17 protein-coding genes and 1 tRNA gene are annotated in these 17,824 nt (G+C 35.6%); 15 read left to right on the top strand and 3 right to left on the bottom strand.

The features are described 5' to 3' along the window. Window positions 1-20: 20 nt before the first annotated feature. The 3 genes from PZ898_RS12590 to PZ898_RS12580 are packed head-to-tail and all read left to right on the top strand — an operon-like array spanning window position 21 to window position 2,073. Window positions 21-488, top strand: a complete 468-nt coding sequence (locus PZ898_RS12590; RefSeq protein WP_123279052.1) for a DUF1648 domain-containing protein — start codon at window positions 21-23, stop codon at window positions 486-488. Further along, entirely contained in the window at window positions 485-829 is a 345-nt protein-coding gene (locus tag PZ898_RS12585; protein WP_062675748.1) for a cupin domain-containing protein, read from the top strand. The genes PZ898_RS12590 and PZ898_RS12585 overlap by 4 nt, the downstream gene beginning before the upstream one ends. 5 nt (window positions 830-834) lie before the next feature. Then, complete coding sequence (locus tag PZ898_RS12580; RefSeq protein ID WP_120232715.1) at window positions 835-2,073, top strand: glycosyltransferase N-terminal domain-containing protein; 1,239 nt, start codon at window positions 835-837, stop codon at window positions 2,071-2,073. On the opposite strand, the gene PZ898_RS12575 is transcribed toward PZ898_RS12580, so the two are convergent. The 3 genes from PZ898_RS12575 to PZ898_RS12565 are packed head-to-tail and all read right to left on the bottom strand — an operon-like array spanning window position 2,065 to window position 4,500. Continuing rightward, a complete protein-coding gene (locus tag PZ898_RS12575; protein ID WP_123279053.1) occupies window positions 2,065-2,691 on the bottom strand; it encodes a deoxyuridine 5'-triphosphate nucleotidohydrolase in 627 nt (208 codons plus the stop codon). The two genes, PZ898_RS12580 and PZ898_RS12575, sit on opposite strands and share 9 nt — an antisense overlap. Continuing rightward, the gene (locus PZ898_RS12570; protein WP_062675751.1) at window positions 2,691-3,446 is read right to left on the bottom strand and encodes a glycosyltransferase family 2 protein; all 756 of its coding nucleotides are present in this window, start codon (window positions 3,444-3,446) and stop codon (window positions 2,691-2,693) included. The genes PZ898_RS12575 and PZ898_RS12570 overlap by 1 nt, the downstream gene beginning before the upstream one ends. A gap of 22 nt (window positions 3,447-3,468) precedes the next feature. Further along, a complete protein-coding gene (locus PZ898_RS12565) occupies window positions 3,469-4,500 on the bottom strand; it encodes an acyltransferase (protein WP_120232717.1) in 1,032 nt (343 codons plus the stop codon). Between the two features lie 145 nt (window positions 4,501-4,645). Between PZ898_RS12565 and PZ898_RS12560 the strand changes: the two genes are divergently transcribed. The 12 genes from PZ898_RS12560 to PZ898_RS12505 all read left to right on the top strand — a co-directional run bounded on the left by PZ898_RS12560 (window position 4,646) and on the right by PZ898_RS12505 (window position 17,654). After that, window positions 4,646-5,122, top strand: a complete 477-nt coding sequence (locus PZ898_RS12560) for a lipocalin family protein (RefSeq protein ID WP_120232718.1) — start codon at window positions 4,646-4,648, stop codon at window positions 5,120-5,122. A 171-nt stretch (window positions 5,123-5,293) separates the two neighbouring features. Continuing rightward, a complete protein-coding gene (gene leuS, locus PZ898_RS12555) occupies window positions 5,294-8,107 on the top strand; it encodes a leucine--tRNA ligase (RefSeq protein ID WP_277693473.1) in 2,814 nt (937 codons plus the stop codon). 240 nt (window positions 8,108-8,347) lie between these two features. Beyond that, complete coding sequence (locus PZ898_RS12550; RefSeq protein WP_034693032.1) at window positions 8,348-9,211, top strand: MotA/TolQ/ExbB proton channel family protein; 864 nt, start codon at window positions 8,348-8,350, stop codon at window positions 9,209-9,211. A 61-nt stretch (window positions 9,212-9,272) separates the two neighbouring features. Beyond that, window positions 9,273-9,881, top strand: coding sequence for a biopolymer transporter ExbD (locus tag PZ898_RS12545; protein ID WP_062675755.1), 609 nt, complete (start codon window positions 9,273-9,275; stop codon window positions 9,879-9,881). Between the two features lie 11 nt (window positions 9,882-9,892). Further along, window positions 9,893-10,462, top strand: a complete 570-nt coding sequence (locus PZ898_RS12540; RefSeq protein WP_062675756.1) for a biopolymer transporter ExbD — start codon at window positions 9,893-9,895, stop codon at window positions 10,460-10,462. Between the two features lie 29 nt (window positions 10,463-10,491). After that, window positions 10,492-11,334, top strand: a complete 843-nt coding sequence (locus tag PZ898_RS12535; protein ID WP_062675757.1) for an energy transducer TonB — start codon at window positions 10,492-10,494, stop codon at window positions 11,332-11,334. A gap of 75 nt (window positions 11,335-11,409) precedes the next feature. Then, entirely contained in the window at window positions 11,410-11,607 is a 198-nt protein-coding gene (locus tag PZ898_RS12530; protein ID WP_171006307.1) for a DUF308 domain-containing protein, read from the top strand. After that, window positions 11,597-12,469 (top strand): substrate-binding domain-containing protein, encoded by an 873-nt coding sequence (locus tag PZ898_RS12525; protein WP_062675758.1) that lies wholly within the window; start codon window positions 11,597-11,599, stop codon window positions 12,467-12,469. The genes PZ898_RS12530 and PZ898_RS12525 overlap by 11 nt, the downstream gene beginning before the upstream one ends. 91 nt (window positions 12,470-12,560) lie before the next feature. Next, window positions 12,561-14,213 (top strand): hypothetical protein, encoded by a 1,653-nt coding sequence (locus PZ898_RS12520; protein WP_062675759.1) that lies wholly within the window; start codon window positions 12,561-12,563, stop codon window positions 14,211-14,213. 81 nt (window positions 14,214-14,294) lie between these two features. Then, window positions 14,295-15,014, top strand: a complete 720-nt coding sequence (gene bshB1 / locus PZ898_RS12515) for a bacillithiol biosynthesis deacetylase BshB1 (RefSeq protein ID WP_277693472.1) — start codon at window positions 14,295-14,297, stop codon at window positions 15,012-15,014. Window positions 15,015-15,049: 35 nt separating this feature from the next. After that, window positions 15,050-15,125: transfer RNA gene (locus PZ898_RS12510), tRNA-His, on the top strand. A 258-nt stretch (window positions 15,126-15,383) separates the two neighbouring features. Continuing rightward, complete coding sequence (locus PZ898_RS12505; protein ID WP_277693471.1) at window positions 15,384-17,654, top strand: hypothetical protein; 2,271 nt, start codon at window positions 15,384-15,386, stop codon at window positions 17,652-17,654. Window positions 17,655-17,824: the final 170 nt, after the last annotated feature.

Raw genomic sequence — 17,824 nt, 5'->3', positions numbered from 1 at the left:
CTAATTCAATCTCGTCTGAAATGGAAAATATTCTTTTTACAATTTTTGATATTTTTAATTTTGGATTAGTCGTTTTTCTATGGTGGTTTACCCTGAAAAACTTTAATACATTGCCAGAGAGAATTCCTGTACATTTTGATATGGAAGGAAAAGCGGATGGATTTGGAGGTAAAATGTATGCTTTTCTGATGCCTGTATTGGCTCTGGGATTATATGCTCTGTTCGTGTATGGCTTGAGACATCCCGAAGACACTAATTTCCCGGTAGAAATTACGGCTCAGAATATGAATGCTCAGTTTTTAATTATGAAGATTGGCCTGAGAATTCTTTTTTTGTTTTTAGCGGTTATTTTTATGAATATTCAGGACTATATGTTCAGATATGCCGTAGATGATCAGGCTAAACCGAGAATTACATTCGCAACCATCTTTTTATCTGTCGTGTTATTTACTCCTGCATTACTTTTTATTGCCCATCTATTCAAATGATACATTCTAAAGATAATTCAGAACATTATATCTGGGGAAGCCAATGTGACAGCTGGATTCTTAAAAATACCCGAAGCTTATCCGTAAAGCAGGAGAAAATGCCTGCAGGAACTTCAGAAAAACTACACTTTCATAAAGTGGCAGAACAGTTTTTCTATATTCTGAAAGGTGAAGCAGTATTCTATATCAATGAAGAAAAATTCCTGGTTGGGCAGGGTGAATCTATATCCATTGAGCCGGGAGCAAAGCATTTTATCTCCAATGAATCAAATGAAGAAATTGAATTTTTAGTCATATCAAATCCTCCCACGGATCACGACAGAATTGAAATTAAAGAATAAGTAAAATGGCTTTTTTATACAATATATTTATCAGTCTTCTTACCTTCGGTATGAAGGTTTTTGCCTTGATTAATGATAAAACTAAAAAAGGCGTTGAAGGAAGAAGTCAGTCTTTGAATAAAGTAAAGTCTGCATTTTCAAAAACAGATCAGGTAATTTGGATGCATGCTGCAAGCCTGGGCGAATATGAACAGGGATTACCTGTTCTGGAGAAATTGAAAGAGAATTTTCCTCAACACAAAATACTCGTGACCTTCTTTTCTCCATCAGGATATGAAAATGTGGTTAAGAAAAAACATATTGCAGACGTTATTTGTTATTTGCCTTTCGATAAAAAAAGTATTGTAAGAGAATTTACAGACCAATTTAATACTGAACTATTTTTTACGGTTAAATATGATTATTGGTATAACCTCCTTGCAGAACTGAAAAATAAAGGGACAGAGATTTATGTCATTTCTGCACTGTTTTATGAAAGACAATCTTTTTTTACTTCCTATGGAAAATGGTTTGTGAAGCAGCTTCAGAAAAATGTAGACTGGTTTTTTCACCAGACTCAGTTTTCCTTGGCCTTGGCGAAAAGCGTTGGATTAATGAAGTCTTCCGTAACGGGAGATACAAGATTTGACAGAGTAAAACAGTTGCGAGAAAGAAATAATCATGTAGATTTCATTGCAGATTTCAAAGGGGAAAGTAAAGCTGTTGTTTTTGGAAGTTCATGGCAGGCAGAAGAGAAAATAGCAGAAGTAGTTTCCCGTAAAAATAATACGGTAAAACTTATTATTGCCCCCCACGATCTGAAAAGAGTAGAGCATTTGAAAAATATATTCCCGGATGCCTTATTGTATAGTGAAATACAAAATACCCGGCCTTCAACTTTCAATACTCCAATTCTGATTATAGACAGCATTGGTTTATTATCAAAATTATATTCTTATGCAGATGTAGCTGTTGTAGGAGGAGGATTTCATGATGCGGGACTTCACAATATTCTGGAAGCCGCTACTTTTGGTGTTCCTGTGATCTTTGGAAATCATTACAAAAAGAATCCGGAAGCGGATGACCTGATCTCGGCCAATGGCGGAAAGTCTTTCCCTGACGAATATGCAGCTTCAGAATTTGTTTTATTTCTTACGAATGAGGATAACAGAGAAGAACTTACTGAAATGTCTCAAAATGCAGAAAAATTCGTAGACGGAAAACCTGATTCTACCAGAATGATTCTTCAGAAAATCCTATCGTAAAAATCCCTGGCTTTTAATGTCTTTCATAATCTGATCGATATTATCCGGAATTCTGTCACATTCAAACCAGTTGAAGTCAAGACCATTATTGATGCATAGCTTTTGGAGATAATGATTTTCTAAAACTTTATTCAGGGTATCACGAAGGTATTCATCAATTTCCATCCAGTAATCTTCATCCAGTTTTTTTACAAGAATTAATGACTTGAAAATTTTGTTGATGGTGTAAATATAAAGCTTGTAAACATTATCAAACCTTTGTCTGCTGAGATCACCATTATTTTCCAATACCTTATTCACGAGAAGAAGATTCAGGGAAACCTCTCCGAATTTATCGGTCGTTATTTTTACATGTTCCGTGATTTCAGCACTTATTTTTCGAACAGTAGACAGGAAATATTTAGCATTTCCCACATACTTTGAGGCCAAGAGCATCTGTTCCTTCACATGTTCTTCCATCGCGTTTCTTTTATCATCCGTGGTTTCCGGATCAATCAGTTCGAAGTAGAGTTTTTTAGATAATAATTTATCCTTTCTCAGGAGTCTGAAAATAAGTTTGTCCTTCTCCGTTCCGGAAAAAGCACTCAGAGCGGCTTTGAACTCTTTTGAATACTCCATTAATTGAAAATTTTCGAATATTTCAGAAATCCGTTTAATGCCCAGTTAGCCGTATAATACAACGATTTTACTGTGGAGAATCCCATGAAATCTTTATAAACAAGATATTGATCTTTAATGATGTTTTTTTTATTTCTTGAAACGCTGTTTTCACGCATCCTGTATTTGGCCAGTGTCTTTTTTACAGGAATTCCTTCCGGAATTACTTTTAAAAGATTCAGCCACATCACATGATCTTCGCGTTTACTTTTTACAGGGAATAAAAACTTGCCGACTCTTTGAGTGTCATACATTGTAGAAACCGGTGCCAGACGACATGTTTTCAGCAGATTGGAGAATGTAACCACTTTATCCGCCAAGAAATCTTTAAGTATAGGCTGAAGCTGTTCATCGCATCTTGAATAATTACAATAAACAAGTTCTGCTTTGTGCTCCTGCATATAATCCGTCATCATTTCCAGATATTCGGGATACCAGTAATCATCGGAATCCAGAAAGGCAATATATCTTCCCTGTGCTCTTTCCAGGCTGTTGTTTCTTGCATTTCCTGCGCCTCCGTTTTTCTCCAGTACCTGCAGTTTTATTCTGGGATCATTATATTTTCGGATGATCTCAACGGTATTATCTTTGGAAAGGTCGTCAGTAATGAGCCACTCCCAATTTTCATAGGTTTGGTTAAGAACAGACTGTATGGTTTCCTCGATAAATTCTGCAGAATTATAACAGGGAGTAATGATGGAGACAAGATCTTTCATTTATGTTTTTTAAACTGCTAAATTATAAAAATCTTTTTTCATAAAGATGCCAGGAGCTTATACCTACTGCAATTACCACCAACATACATACCAAAGCCATTACAAATGGATTGTAATCTTCAAACAATCCTAAAGTCTGGAAAGTCCTGATAATAGGGAAGTGGAAAATGTAGATTCCATAGGTGAAATCACCATATTTTCCAAAATTATTTAAGAATTTGAATGAATAGGCAACATACATTACGATAACTCCGATCATCATTGGAGAAAAAAGCTGAACTTTTAAAAATAAGTCAATCCACACAGTAACGAATGCAATAATGAAAATGATATTTTTATGCTGGATAAATTTATCGAAATTAAAGTAAATCAACATTCCAGGGATAAAATAGGATAATGTTCCTGGAAGCTGTTTGGCAAGGGAAATTTTATTTAAAGATTCAAAATAATTTAGATAAATAAGTGATAAGAAGTATAGAATAACCAAACTTACATTTCTGTATTTATTGTTTTTCCCGAAAAGCAAAAACAACAGAGGAACCGCAAAATAGTAGCACATTTCTATTTTCAGTGTCCATAGGGCTCCATTCACTGCTTGATTCCCAAAAACTCCGGGAAGCCAGGGTGCCTTAAAATTTAAAAATAATGAATTCCAAAATAGGTATTTATAAACTTGTGTATTGCTGAAATATTCAGTGAAGGAATAGGTACTTACCAGGCTTAATAAAATTGCGCATAAAAAAATAACCAATAAGTAGGCGGGAACAATTCTTCTGATTCTCTTTTTTAAATAGCTTTTCAGGCTTGAAGACCTTTCATAGCTCCTTGCAATAAGAAATCCGCTCACCGCAAAAAAGCCGAAAACAGCAATTTCTATAGGGCTATGCTCAAAAATCCTGAGGTCAGGAGAAGCGCTGAGTGTGCCAAGATGTCCCAAAAAGACAATAAAGGCAAGGAGAACACGTATAAAATCAAAATTGTTTCTCGTAATATCCTGCATTTGTATTTTGTTTCCTGCAAAAATAACTTTTTTAATAGAATGAACGATGCTCATGTATTCACTATTTGTTAAATAAAGGGAAAATCAGGTGTCCCTATTTTTAAATATATATAAATAATCGTCGATGAAATAATTTTTCATAAAAAATAGTAATATAAATCAAAAAAATTATAATTTTAGCGCTTGAAAAAATTGATCTATGAAGAAATTAGCATTACTATTTGCAGGTTTATCTTTGTTTGCTGCAGCTACAGGCTGTAGTAGTGACAATGATACTGTTCTGGAAGCTCCTCTTGTTGGGACATGGCAACCGTTAAAAGAAGTAGTTACCACTGTAGAAGTTGGTGAAGACCCGGTTTCTAACACGATTACTTATACAGACTGTCAGAAAAAGACAAGATGGTGGTTCAGCGTTGATTCTAAGGGAGGGAAAACGAACTGGGGAGATACTGCTACCCCTGGTCAGTGTGCTATTCTTTCAGATATAAAATTCAATTATACTTATAATAAGGAAGGGAAAGACGTTCAGATGAAAATTCAGGGAATCGTAGAGCCGCAGAATGCAAAGGTGATTACTTTGGATGCAACAACGCTCAATCTTGCGGTAAGAGAGGAGACTCAGGATCCTACTATATTCCAGACAAGAACATATACCTTCAAGAGAGTTACTCAATAATAGTATATACTTCAGGATATAAAACAGATCTCATCTCCGGATGGGATTTTTTTGTTGAGGTAGAATTTGTAATTCATCATAATTTCAATTTCTATTTACTTTAAAATCATTAATTTTGTGAATCTTGACAAAAAGAAAAATAATCAGTCTAACATATAACATATATATCAAGTGTTTTACGATCATCAGCAGATAGAAAAAAAGTGGCAGAAATACTGGGAGGAAAATCAAACCTATAAAACCTCTAATAACACAGACAAACCTAAGTTTTATGTACTCGATATGTTTCCGTACCCATCAGGAGCAGGACTTCACGTAGGTCACCCGCTGGGATATATTGCATCGGATATCTATGCGAGATACAAAAGACATCAGGGGTTTAATGTACTCCACCCGGTAGGATATGACAGCTTTGGACTTCCTGCTGAACAATATGCTATTCAGACAGGACAGCATCCGGCTATTACTACAGAACAAAATATCAACAGATATGAAGAGCAGCTGAGAAAAATCGGTTTCTCATTCGACTGGAGCAGAGAAGTAAGAACTTCAGATGCTTCTTATTATAAATGGACACAATGGATTTTTATCCAGTTGTATCATTCCTGGTATAATAAAAATACAGATAAGGCGGAGGCTATTGATTCTTTAATTCATCATTTTGAAGAAAAAGGAACAGAAGGATTAAATGCCAATCAGAACGACGAATTAAATTTCACTGCAGAAGAATGGAAGAATGCTTCTGAAATTGATAAAGAAAACATCCTTTTAAACTACCGTCTTGCTTACAGAGCAGAAACCACTGTAAACTGGTGCCCTGCATTAGGAACTGTATTGGCCAACGATGAAGTAAAGGATGGAAAATCCGAAAGAGGAGGATTCCCGGTTTTCCAGAAGAAAATGATGCAGTGGAGTATGAGAATTTCCGCATATTCTGAAAGATTATTACAGGGATTAAATACCTTAGACTGGCCGCAGCCGTTGAAAGATTCCCAGGAATACTGGATTGGGAAATCTCAGGGAGCACAAGTTCAGTTCAAAGTAGAAGGACATGACGAAACTGTTGAAGTATTTACAACAAGGCCTGACACTATCTTTGGAGCAACCTTTATGGTACTGGCTCCGGAAAATCCTTTAGTGGAAACCATTACTACAGATGCTCAAAAAGTAGAAGTAGATACTTATATTGAGGAAACATCCAAGAAAACGGAGAGAGACAGAATGTCTGACGTGAAAAACGTGAGCGGAGCTTTCACAGGAAGTTATGCAATCAATCCTTTCAGCAATGAAAAAATGCCGATCTATATTTCCGACTATGTGTTGATGGGATATGGAACAGGAGCTGTGATGGCAGTTCCGGCACACGATGAACGTGACCACAGATTTGCCAAGAAATTTAATCTTGAAATCAAGAAAGTGGTAGAAACGGAAGAAGATGTTCAGGAAAAATCCTTTGATTCCAAAGATTCCGTTTGTGTAAACTCTGATTTCTTAGACGGATTACATTATAATGAAGCGAAAGCAAAAATGATTTCCGAGATCGAAACGAAAGGAATCGGTCATGGAACAACAAACTACAGACAGCGTGATGCTATTTTCTCAAGACAGCGTTATTGGGGAGAACCAGTTCCTATATATTATAAGGATGGAATGCCTTACACGTTGCCAACTTCCGCTTTACCTTTGGAACTTCCTGAAGTTGAAAAATACTTACCTACAGAAGATGGAGATCCACCATTGGGAAATGCAAAAGAATTTGCATGGGATGAAGCTAACCAGAAAGTAGTAGCTACAGATCTTATTGATGACAAAACTATTTTCCCGTTAGAATTATCTACAATGCCAGGTTGGGCAGGAAGCTCGTGGTATTTCCTTAGATACATGGATCCGAATGATGAAGAAACTTTTGTTAAAAAAGAGTTAGCAGATTATTGGGGACAGGTAGACCTATATATAGGAGGAAGCGAACATGCAACCGGTCACTTATTGTATTCCCGTTTCTGGAACATGTTCTTAAAAGACAGAGGATATATCAGCCATGATGAACCATTCCAGAAACTGATCAATCAGGGGATGATCTTAGGAATGAGTGCATTTGTATACAGAATTGACGGCACAAATCAATATGTGTCTAAAAATTTAGCTAAAGATTACCAGACTCAGCAGATTCACGTAGACGTATCCTTATTAAAAGGAACTTCTGACGAATTGGATACAGAAGCCTTCAAAGCATGGAGACCGGATTATGCAGATGCAGAATTTATTCTGGAAGACGGAAAATACATCACAGACCGTGAAGTAGAAAAAATGTCCAAGTCAAAATATAACGTAGTCAATCCTGACGATATCTGTGAAGAGTACGGAGCAGACGGATTAAGATTATATGAAATGTTCTTAGGACCGTTAGAACAATCCAAGCCTTGGAATACTCAAGGATTAAGCGGAGTATATGGTTTCCTTAAAAAATTCTGGAACCTGTATTTCAACGGAGACGTATTTGAAGTTTCAGACGAAGAACCTACAAAAGCGGAATACAAAGTTTTACATACCTTAATAAAGAAGGTAGTATACGATATTGAAAACTTCTCTTTCAATACTTCAGTATCATCCTTTATGATTGCTGTAAACGAGCTTCAGAAAATAAAATGCAACAAGCGCAATATTTTAGAACCGCTTGCCGTTATCATTTCTCCGTATGCTCCTCACATCTGTGAAGAATTGTGGAGTTTATTAGGACACGGTACATCGATAGAATTTGAAAGATTCCCGGCATTGAATGAGGATTATCTGGTTGAAGACGAAATTGAGTATCCGGTAAGCGTAAATGGTAAAATGAAGTTCAAAATTTCACTTTCCGCTCAATTATCTGCCAAGGAAGTAGAAGATTTGGTGATTTCTAACGAGAAAATGCAACAGATTTTGGAGGGTAAAACCCCTAAAAAAATCATTGTAGTCCCTCACCGTATTGTGAATATCGTAATTTAAAAAAAAATTAACATTGGGAAATTAAAAAAAATGGGTGTCTTATTTTTATGATTTTTTAATTCAAATGTTAAATTTGGAAAAAATAAATAAAATAATTTAAAATAATTATTATTTCGAAATCGTATTAAAATTTCTTTATCAAAAAAAAGCAAAATGTTTAATTAAGACTCTTGCATTTTAATTAATTTTGCCTTTAATTTACACCCTGTAAAATTTTAAAACAATATAATTTAGTTAAATATGGAAATGAATGTTTCAAAAAATGATGAGCAAGTAGTTGCTAGAAAGGCAGGAGGTTTAAATCCAGCTGTTATTATTCCTATTCTATTTGCTATAGGAGTATGTATTTATTTATTCGTTCTTGGTAGCCCAGGAAACTTTAAGGATGCAGAAAAACTAGGAAGTGGTTCTGTAGCTTTTTCAAGTGTTGAAGGAAAAGACATTCACCCAGAATCGTTTTTAGGTATTATCTACAAAGGAGGGGTTATCGTACCAATCTTGATTACTTTCATGATTACTGTAATCGTTTTCTCTTTTGAAAGATATTTCGTTCTTGGTAAAGCAGCTGGAAAAGGAAACTTAGACAACTTTGTTGTACAGGTAAGAAGCTTACTAAACCAAAACAAAATCGACGAAGCTATCGAAGAGTGTGACAGACAACAAGGTTCTGTTGGTAACGTAGTAAAAGAAGGTCTTACTACTTATAAAGCACTTTCTCACGATACTACATTAAATAAAGAGCAGAAAATGGTAGCACTTAACAAAGCTATCGAAGAAGCTACTACTCTTGAGATGCCAATGCTTGAGAAAAACATGATGATCCTTTCTACTCTAGGTACAGTTGCAACCCTAATCGCACTACTTGGAACAGTAATCGGGATGATCAAAGCGTTCTTTGCATTAGGTTCAGGAGGTGGTACTCCAGATGCTGCTGCTCTATCTACAGGTATCTCTGAAGCCTTGATTAACACGGCATTAGGTATTGGTACTTCAGCAATCGCTATTATCCTTTATAACTTCTTTACATCTAAAATTGATGGATTAACTTACAAGATCGACGAGATCTCTATGAGTATCCAACAGTCTTTCGCTGAATTCAACTAAGAATTAGCAAGATATTTGCATTAGCAATTAAAAGAAGTTTAATTAAAAATATTTTATAATAATGGCGAGAGTCAAACCTAAAAGACATGGAGTAGTAACGGACATGACCGCAATGTGTGACGTTGCGTTCCTACTTCTTACGTTCTTTATCTTGACCACTCAGTTTAAAAAACCTGACGTGGAGCAGATCAAACCGCCATCTTCAATTTCGGAAAAATTGCTTCCTGATGCTAGTTTAATGACTATCAACGCTACTCCGGACGGAAAATTCTATTTCCAGCCAGTAGAAAATGCATCAGAAAGACTTGCTCTTTTGGATAAAATGGGACAAAAGTATGGGATTACTTTTGACAACAACCAAAAAGCTGCTTTCCAGAAAATTCAGGCAATTGGAGTTCCAATGAACCAACTTAAAGGGTATTTGGATCTGCCTGCAGATGAGCAGAAAAATTATAAGAGTCCTACAGGTATTCCTATGGACAGTACAAATAAGCAATTAATTGATTGGGTAAAAGAAAGTTTGAGCGTTAACCCTGACTACAAGTTGGCGATTAAAGGTGACGTTACAACAGAATATCCTAAAGTTAAAAGTCTATTTGAGGGTTTAAGAGATATTGATTTTCTTAAATTTTGGTTGATTACATCACAAGAAGGTAAACCTAACGAATAATATCGATAGAAATGGCAGAAGTACAAGTACAAGAAAAAGGCGGCAAGGGCGGCAAGGTCCGTTCCAAGAAGCAAAACACCAGAGTCGATATGACTCCGATGGTGGACTTGGGTTTTCTATTGATTACCTTCTTTATGTTCACAACTACGTTCAGTAAACCGAACGTTATGGATTTGGGTCTTCCGGCTAAACCGAAAGATGAAACAAAAAAACCACCTCCAACAGAAATTAAACTTTCTAACTCAATTTCTATCTTATTAGGAAAAAATAATAGAGTTTTCTGGCACCAGCAGGATGCTACATCCTTGAATGACCAAACTCTTATGGAAACTACTCTTGACAGAGAAGGAATTAGAAAAGTAATTCAGCAGGCAAAATCTAGAGCTGCAGATCAAACGAAATTTACCGTGATCATTAAGCCAACTGACGATGCTGTATATAAGAACTTTGTTGATATTCTTGATGAAATGGCAATTACCAAAAGTGAGCAGTACGGGGTTACTGATATCAAACCTTGGGAGAAAGCTATTTATGAGAAAAAAGTAGGAGGTGCTGCTGCACCGGCTGCTGCTACAAAGTAATTTAACCATAAAATTGTTATATCTAATCTATGGCAGATGAAAATGTATACGGTCAGAATCTTACTTTAGACGAGATCGTATTTGAAAATAGAAACAAGGAATATGGTGCCTATGATCTTAGACATCAGTATCCGAGACTTTTAACAAAGTCTTTTATTATCGGAACAGCATTATTCCTTTTGGCAGCTTTGTCTCCGTTCATCTATCTTACGATTAAAAATCTTACAGCTCCGCCTAAGCAGGAAGTGAAGGCAGATCTTGTAGATATTATCGAAGAAGATCCGATTATCGAGCAGCCTAAAGAAGAAGAACCACCTCCACCACCACCACCTCCAAAAGAAGAGGAGAAAATTGAGGTAATTCAGAACGTAGTTCCTGAGCCTGTAAAAGCTCCGAAAATTGAAACTCCACCACCACCGATTTCTAAGCAGTTGGAAACTACAACTGGTTTACAGAATCAGGAGGGGGTAAAAGCTCCGGCTTATACACCACCACCGCCGCCACCATCTACAGGTACTAAAGCTAGTACAGTAGAAGTGAAAGCGAACAACCCTAACGAGATCTATAAAGATGTTGACCAGTCTGCAGAATATCCTGGAGGTATGGGAGCATTGAGAAAGTTCCTGGGTGATAACTTTGATACTTCTTTGATGGAAGGAGGTGAAGGAACACTTAAAGCGAAGCTTAAGTTCGTTGTAGAAAAAGACGGTACTGTTTCGAATGTAACGATTGAAGAGAAATCTCCAAACGGCGACTTCAACAGTGAAGCGATGCGTGTAGTTAAGAAACTTAAAAAATGGACTCCTGCGAAAAGAAACGGGGAGAGCGTTAGATCTTACTATAGCGTACCATTTACTATGAACTTTGAATAAGACTTATTTATTCAAAATATAAATAAAAAGAGAGGCTTATGCTTCTCTTTTTATTTTTTTTGGTATTTTTGTTACATGATGTTCAATTGGTTATCCCTGGTTACGGGATTGTTTTATATCGTTTTAGGAATTGTAGTGATTGTCTACAAATTCTTCTTTACTATTTTAGAGCCAGCTGTTGCTTATGCATTGGGAGTGGTGCTTATTATTTATGGTATTTTTAGAATTTACAGGGCGATCTCAAGAATTAAAAAATCGAGAAATGAAGAATAGTTTCAAGCTTGCAGTAATTTTTGTATTGACTATGATGCTTGCAAGCTGCAAAAAGGAGAAAAACACTCCTTCTTATCACAAAGGTGATCTTACAATTTTTACTGACGAATCTTTTCAAAGCGTTACAGAAGCATTAGCTGACGGCTATATGATCAACTATCCTGAGACACACATCAAAGTAGAAACCAAGAAAGAAGATTTAGGACTTCTTGATCTTTTGAAAGGAAGTGCTAAAGTGGTAGTAATGTCCAGAAATCTTAATCCTGAAGAAATAAAAACATATGAGGAAAGAACAGATTTAAAGTTTCTTCCTGCTAAATTTGCTGCAGATGCAGTAGTTTTTGTTGTTCCTAAAGATTCTCCGAAAGAAAGTATTTCAATAGAAGAAATCAATAGCGGGTTGATGTCTGATAAAAAGGAATTTATTTTTGATGGAACGAACTCCAGTAACCTGAATTTTGTTGCTGAGAAATTAAAAAAACAGCCAAAAGACATGAAATTTTCCATTATTCCGGGAAATCAGAAGATTATAGAGGAGTTAGGAAAATATCCCGATAAAATAGGCGTTATTGGATTGAATACTTTTAGCCGTCCTTATGATAAAACGTCTGAAAAATTGAGAGAGATGGTGAAGATTCTTCCTGTGGTTGAGAAAGGAAAATTATACAATGCGGATTTTGAAGGACTTCGTACAATGAAATATCCGTTTACAAGAGTGCTTTATTTCCTGATTAACGAGGGTAATTTTAATATTGCCAATGGATTTATAAGATTTTCATGTACCCATTTAGGTCAAAAAATTGTACAGAAAGAAGGGTTGCAACCTTATAATATTTATAAGAGAGAAGTGCAGATGCGTTAAAAAATATTAAATTCACAATTTATCCTCATTAAAAATTTTGATTTGGTCTGAAAATTGTGTAGAATAAAACTCAATTATTTGAAAATATAAAATGAAAGATATAATGAATATGAATGTAAAGAAGATTGCTTTTGGAGCAGCCGTGGTATTTTTTACCGGTTTTGCCTCTGCACAGACATTGCAGGATGGTATCAACAGTATAGACAGTGATAAATTTGCGCAGGCAAAAACAAACTTCACTGAAATGATCGCTAAAGAGCCCACAGCTGATAACTACTTCTATTTAGGAAATACTTTCTTAAGACAAGGAGAGCCAGATTACGCTAAAGCAACTGAAAATTTCAATAAAGGCTTAGCGGCTGATGGTAAAAGCTATCTGAACAAAATTGGTTTAGCTGCTGTTAAATTGGGTAAAGGTGATAAAAATGCCATTGCTGAAATTCAGAAAGTAGTTACTGATTCAAGAGAAAAAGATGCTGAAGTTCTTTTCAGAGCAGCAGAAGCTTTAACTCTATTCGAGAAAAACAGTTCACCTGATCTTGCTATTCAGTTTTTGACTAAAGCTATCGAGAAAGCTGAGAAAAAAGGAGTTCCTGCACATTATTATTATACATTAGGAGACGCTTACAGATTGAAAAGATCTCCAGGAGAAGCAATGTCAGCTTACGACAAGGCGTTACCTGTAGCTAAAAATAAAGCTTCCGTTTACACGAGAATGGCTACTTTATGGATGGCAGCACAGGTATGGCAAAAAGCTAAAGAAAGCGTTGATAAAGCAATTGCTGTAGATCCTACTTATGCCCCTGCATACAAAGCATTGGCTGGTTACGATATCAGATACCAACAGAATGCAAAAGCTACACAAGATCTTATTAACTATACCAAATATGCTGATGAAGATCCGTATACTCAATTAGAAATTGCAAAACTATACTTTACAAACGAAGATTATGCAAACTCTAAAATGGTATTAGATAAGATTTTTGATAAAATTGATGATCCTATCAAATTCAAATTGAGAGCTTATAATGCATATGCAGATAGAAATTATGCAGACGCCAAGCAAAATATGGATACTTTCGTTTCTCAGGCAGAGAAAACAAGAGTATTGCCTGCAGACCAAGGCTTACAGGGACTTATTGCTGCTGGTTTAGCAAAAGATGAAAAAGATGCTGCTAAAAAATCTGCTTTAATGGCTGAAGCTCAGCAAAAAGTAGGTATTGCAAAAGCTGCTAAGGATGAAACAATGAAGTGGGATCTTGAATTAGCAAACATCGCAGGTGGTGGTGGAGCTTCTCAGGCAGAAGCTGACAAAGGACCTACTAATCCTGAAATTGAAGCATTGAAACAGAAAGTTGCTGCCAACAGCCAGGATTCTGATTCATTATTTAAGTTAGCAACAGCTTATCAGGATGTTAAAAACTGGAATGGAGCAATTCTTACATGGCAAAAAATGTCAGCACTTCTTCCTGATTGGGCTCCGGCTTATTACAGCCAGGGATATTCTTACCAGCAGGCAGGAAACAATGAAGCAGCAAAATTGGCTTATGAGAAATTCATCAGCACAGTAAAACCTGCTGATCAGGAAGCTAACAAACAGACCCTTGCTTACGCTTACTTTGCAGTAGCATATATGAGTAAAGATTCTGATATGGCAAAAGCAAAAGATTATGTAGCTAAATCTTTACAGCTAGACCCTACTTATCAGGATGCTGTAAAATTAAATGCAGAAATCAACAAGTAATTTAAAATTTAAATTATAGATATTAAAACTTCCCATTCGTAATGTTTGGGAATTTTTTATTTTAAACTTATCTTTGATTTTATGAAAACTGATATACTTGCTTTTGGAGCGCATCCTGATGATGTAGAATTGGGGTGTGGAGGAACTATTGCCAAAATGGTTTCTGAAGGGAAAATATGTGTAGTTGTAGATCTTACAAGAGGAGAACTCGGAACAAGAGGTACAGATGAAACGAGAAAAGTTGAAGCTGCGGATGCAGCCAAAATCCTTGGGCTTTCCGCAAGAGAGAATCTTGGAATGAAAGATGGGTTTTTATTGAATTCCGAAGAATATCAAATGAGGATTGTAAAAATGATCCGCAAATACAGGCCAGAAATCGTCTTGGCTAATGCAATTGATGATAGACACCCGGATCACGCAAAAGGAGCGAAATTAGTATCGGATGCGTGCTTTTTGTCCGGACTGAGAAAAATTGAAACCGTACTGGAAGGCGAATCTCAGGAAGTGTGGAGGCCAAAACATATTTTTCATTATATTCAGTGGAAAGATATTAAACCGGAATTTGTTATTGACATTTCAGAATACCTGCCTAAAAAACTGGAAGCTTGTATGGCGTACAAAACTCAGTTTTATGACCCAACTTCTAAAGAACCTGAGACTCCCATTACCACAAAAGACTTTTATGAAAGCTTAACCTACCGGGCACAGGATTTAGGGCGGTTATCGGGAGTTGCTTATGCTGAGGGCTTTACGTCTGAAAGATTAATTTCTTTGAAAAATTTTGATGGAATTGTTTGGTAGTTGAGGAAATTGTCCTATATTTGCACTCAGAAAACGGTGATTGTAGCTCAGTTGGTTAGAGCGTCGGATTGTGGTTCCGAAGGTCGTGGGTTCGAGACCCATCATTCACCCAAAGAAAGTACACTTTTTGAAAGTGTACTTTTTTATTTTGTACTAATTTCAGCAGTCGTTGAAAGTTTCTTTTTTTACTTTTTTCTCTAAAATTTTTCACGTATTAAGTTTATAATCTTGAGCCAACGCATAAAAATGGTATTCTTTGATCCTTTAAAATAAATTCACGGATTGATGATTGAAACTTTTATATTTGTCTAGCCGGCTTCAAGGGAAATATTTCTCTTTAAGATGATCTCAAAAATCAAAACTATTACTATGAAAAAACTCTTTACAATTCTCACGTTATTATTTGTTCTACAGTCTTATGCTCAATCTTACTATAAAAACCTATTTGATAGTAAGCAATATGATGTAGTACCCCTTAATTCAACAAGTCCAAACCAATTAGAATTTTCATGGATTGTATCTGCTCATATGGAAGCATTGGTATTGATGTACGAAAAGACACATGATCCAAAATATGCTAATGTTTTAATAGGGACTATGGGTAACGTGATTGATAGGAGAGATGATCTTAGAGATCAATTACCAACCAATATAGGTGTAAGTAATATTTCCGATTACCGTGGAATTTCTGGTGCTGCATGGTCAACTGATCATTATAATACAAATCCAGGTGATGGAAAAACTTATGCTCATGTGGTACATAGTGCTAATATAACTTATCCAATGGCTAAGTTTGCAGCTATTATTAAAAAGAATAGCTTACTTCAAAACATTCTGTATCAATCAGTAGGGCGTTATAATAATATGACTTTTATCGCTATTGCTGATGACCTTATACAAAAAGTAATCGAAACGCTTCATTATCATGAAGGTCAATGGTTTACTCAATCTGGTAATATAGGTTATTATAAAGAACGGAATGATAATCCGCCAATAGATAACGATGGTGAAATTTTACCTTTTAATATGCAAAGTGCAATGGGAAGAGTATTGGTACAGATGTATAGGGCAACAGATAACCCGGATTACCTAACAAAACTTACCCAAATTGCTAATTTTTTAAAAGCAAATACCTCATTTAATACTAATCTAGGGTCCAATAGCTGGACATATTGGAAAGTAAGTACTTTGCGGGAAGATATTTCTCATGGTGGTTTAACTGTATCTTTTCCCTATGAGTGCCGTAAATATAATATTTCTAACGGGGGAGCACTTATTTATACAGATTCAGATATGCAAGCCTATGCTAATACCTTAACGAAAGATATTTATAGGGCTCCTTTGTATATAAATAATGGAGTGAACTATTCTCTGATACCCTGGAATTTAAAATATGGAATTCCTAGTGGTGTAGACCTAAGTACTTACACTTGTTTCCAGTGGGCAGGTTTATCTGAATATGATAAAAAAATATATCAGCTACTTGCTGAAATACAGACTGCAGAAAAATATTATATGCCTTTACAACCTGAAAATTTCCCTTTAGTGGTTGCCTATCTAGCTTATTATGAAAACTTGATTGTACCTGTCAATACGGAACATGGATGGGGAGAGGGTTCAGACTGGAGAGGAGTTGCAAGCGGTAATTTTGATGGAGATGATGCTAATGAATTTGTTGTCATCAGAAATTATGATGGAATGATAGGTACTATGGAACCTTTTGAGAAAAAATTTCATTCCGTTACAAACGACAAATATTATAATAATCAATATGATTGGAAAGGTATAGCAGCCGGAGATTTTTTTGGTGATAATAAAAGTGAAATTATAATATTAAGCAATCATGCTGATCCTGCTAATAATGGTGTTTATATTTTAAAAATTGAAAATAATAATATTGTTGAACATACAAAATCTATAGGATGGAATGCGCAATCTGATTGGATAGGAGCTGCTGCTGGAAATTTTATTACCGGTGGGAAAGATGATTTTATTGCTGTCAAAAATTTAAATAAAGAAGTACTTGTTTTTGATTTTAACGGAACTACTCCTCAATTGGTTCACACTAATGCTCTGAATCTACCCGTAAATTCTAAAATTACAGCAGTAGCATCAGGTAATCTTGACGGTCTTGGTAAAGATGAGATTGTGTTGCTTGTGGATGCTGAAGATGCTGCTTATAATGGAATACATGTTTACAGTGTGGACGATAATGGTGTAATGACAAAAATAACCCAATCTACAGGAGGGGGCTTAGCTTTAGAATGGAGAGGATTAGCTGTTGGAAATCTTGATGGTAATGGAGCGGATGAAATTATTGCTCACAGAAATTTTGATGGAGAGTATGCAGTGTATAAATTAAATGGGAATACTTTGGCTAGTGGAGATGTTGAAAGATTTCCTGTGCTCCAAACCAAAAATAATATAATGTGTTTCGGTAATTTTGATACCAGTTCACAAAATGAGGAGCTGGTTACTCTCAGAAAAGATGGAGGTATCGTAATGTTTTCTGCTACAAAAGTTATCAGAGGTAGCTCTAATAGCAATAAGCATTCAAATGATCCTTGTCAGAATGAGCTTCCGAATAAGTTATTTAGTTTTCTGAAGCCTGTTACCTTTGATGGGCAGGTAGTAAGGTAAATTTAAAAAAATAAATAACATAAGGTTTTAGGGTTCTAAAATTCCTATTATCATACATAAGTACACTTGAAAAGGTGTACTTATTATTTTTGTACAACTTGTGAATCAGGTAATAAAATTAGTAACAGGGAAAGAAAACCTTTATATTTGTTTCTACTAAAATCATGAAA

It is taken from the genome of Chryseobacterium sp. WX (assembly GCF_029542485.1).
GTDB lineage: Bacteria > Bacteroidota > Bacteroidia > Flavobacteriales > Weeksellaceae > Chryseobacterium > Chryseobacterium cucumeris.
This window is presented reverse-complemented; position numbering and strand designations above follow the sequence as displayed.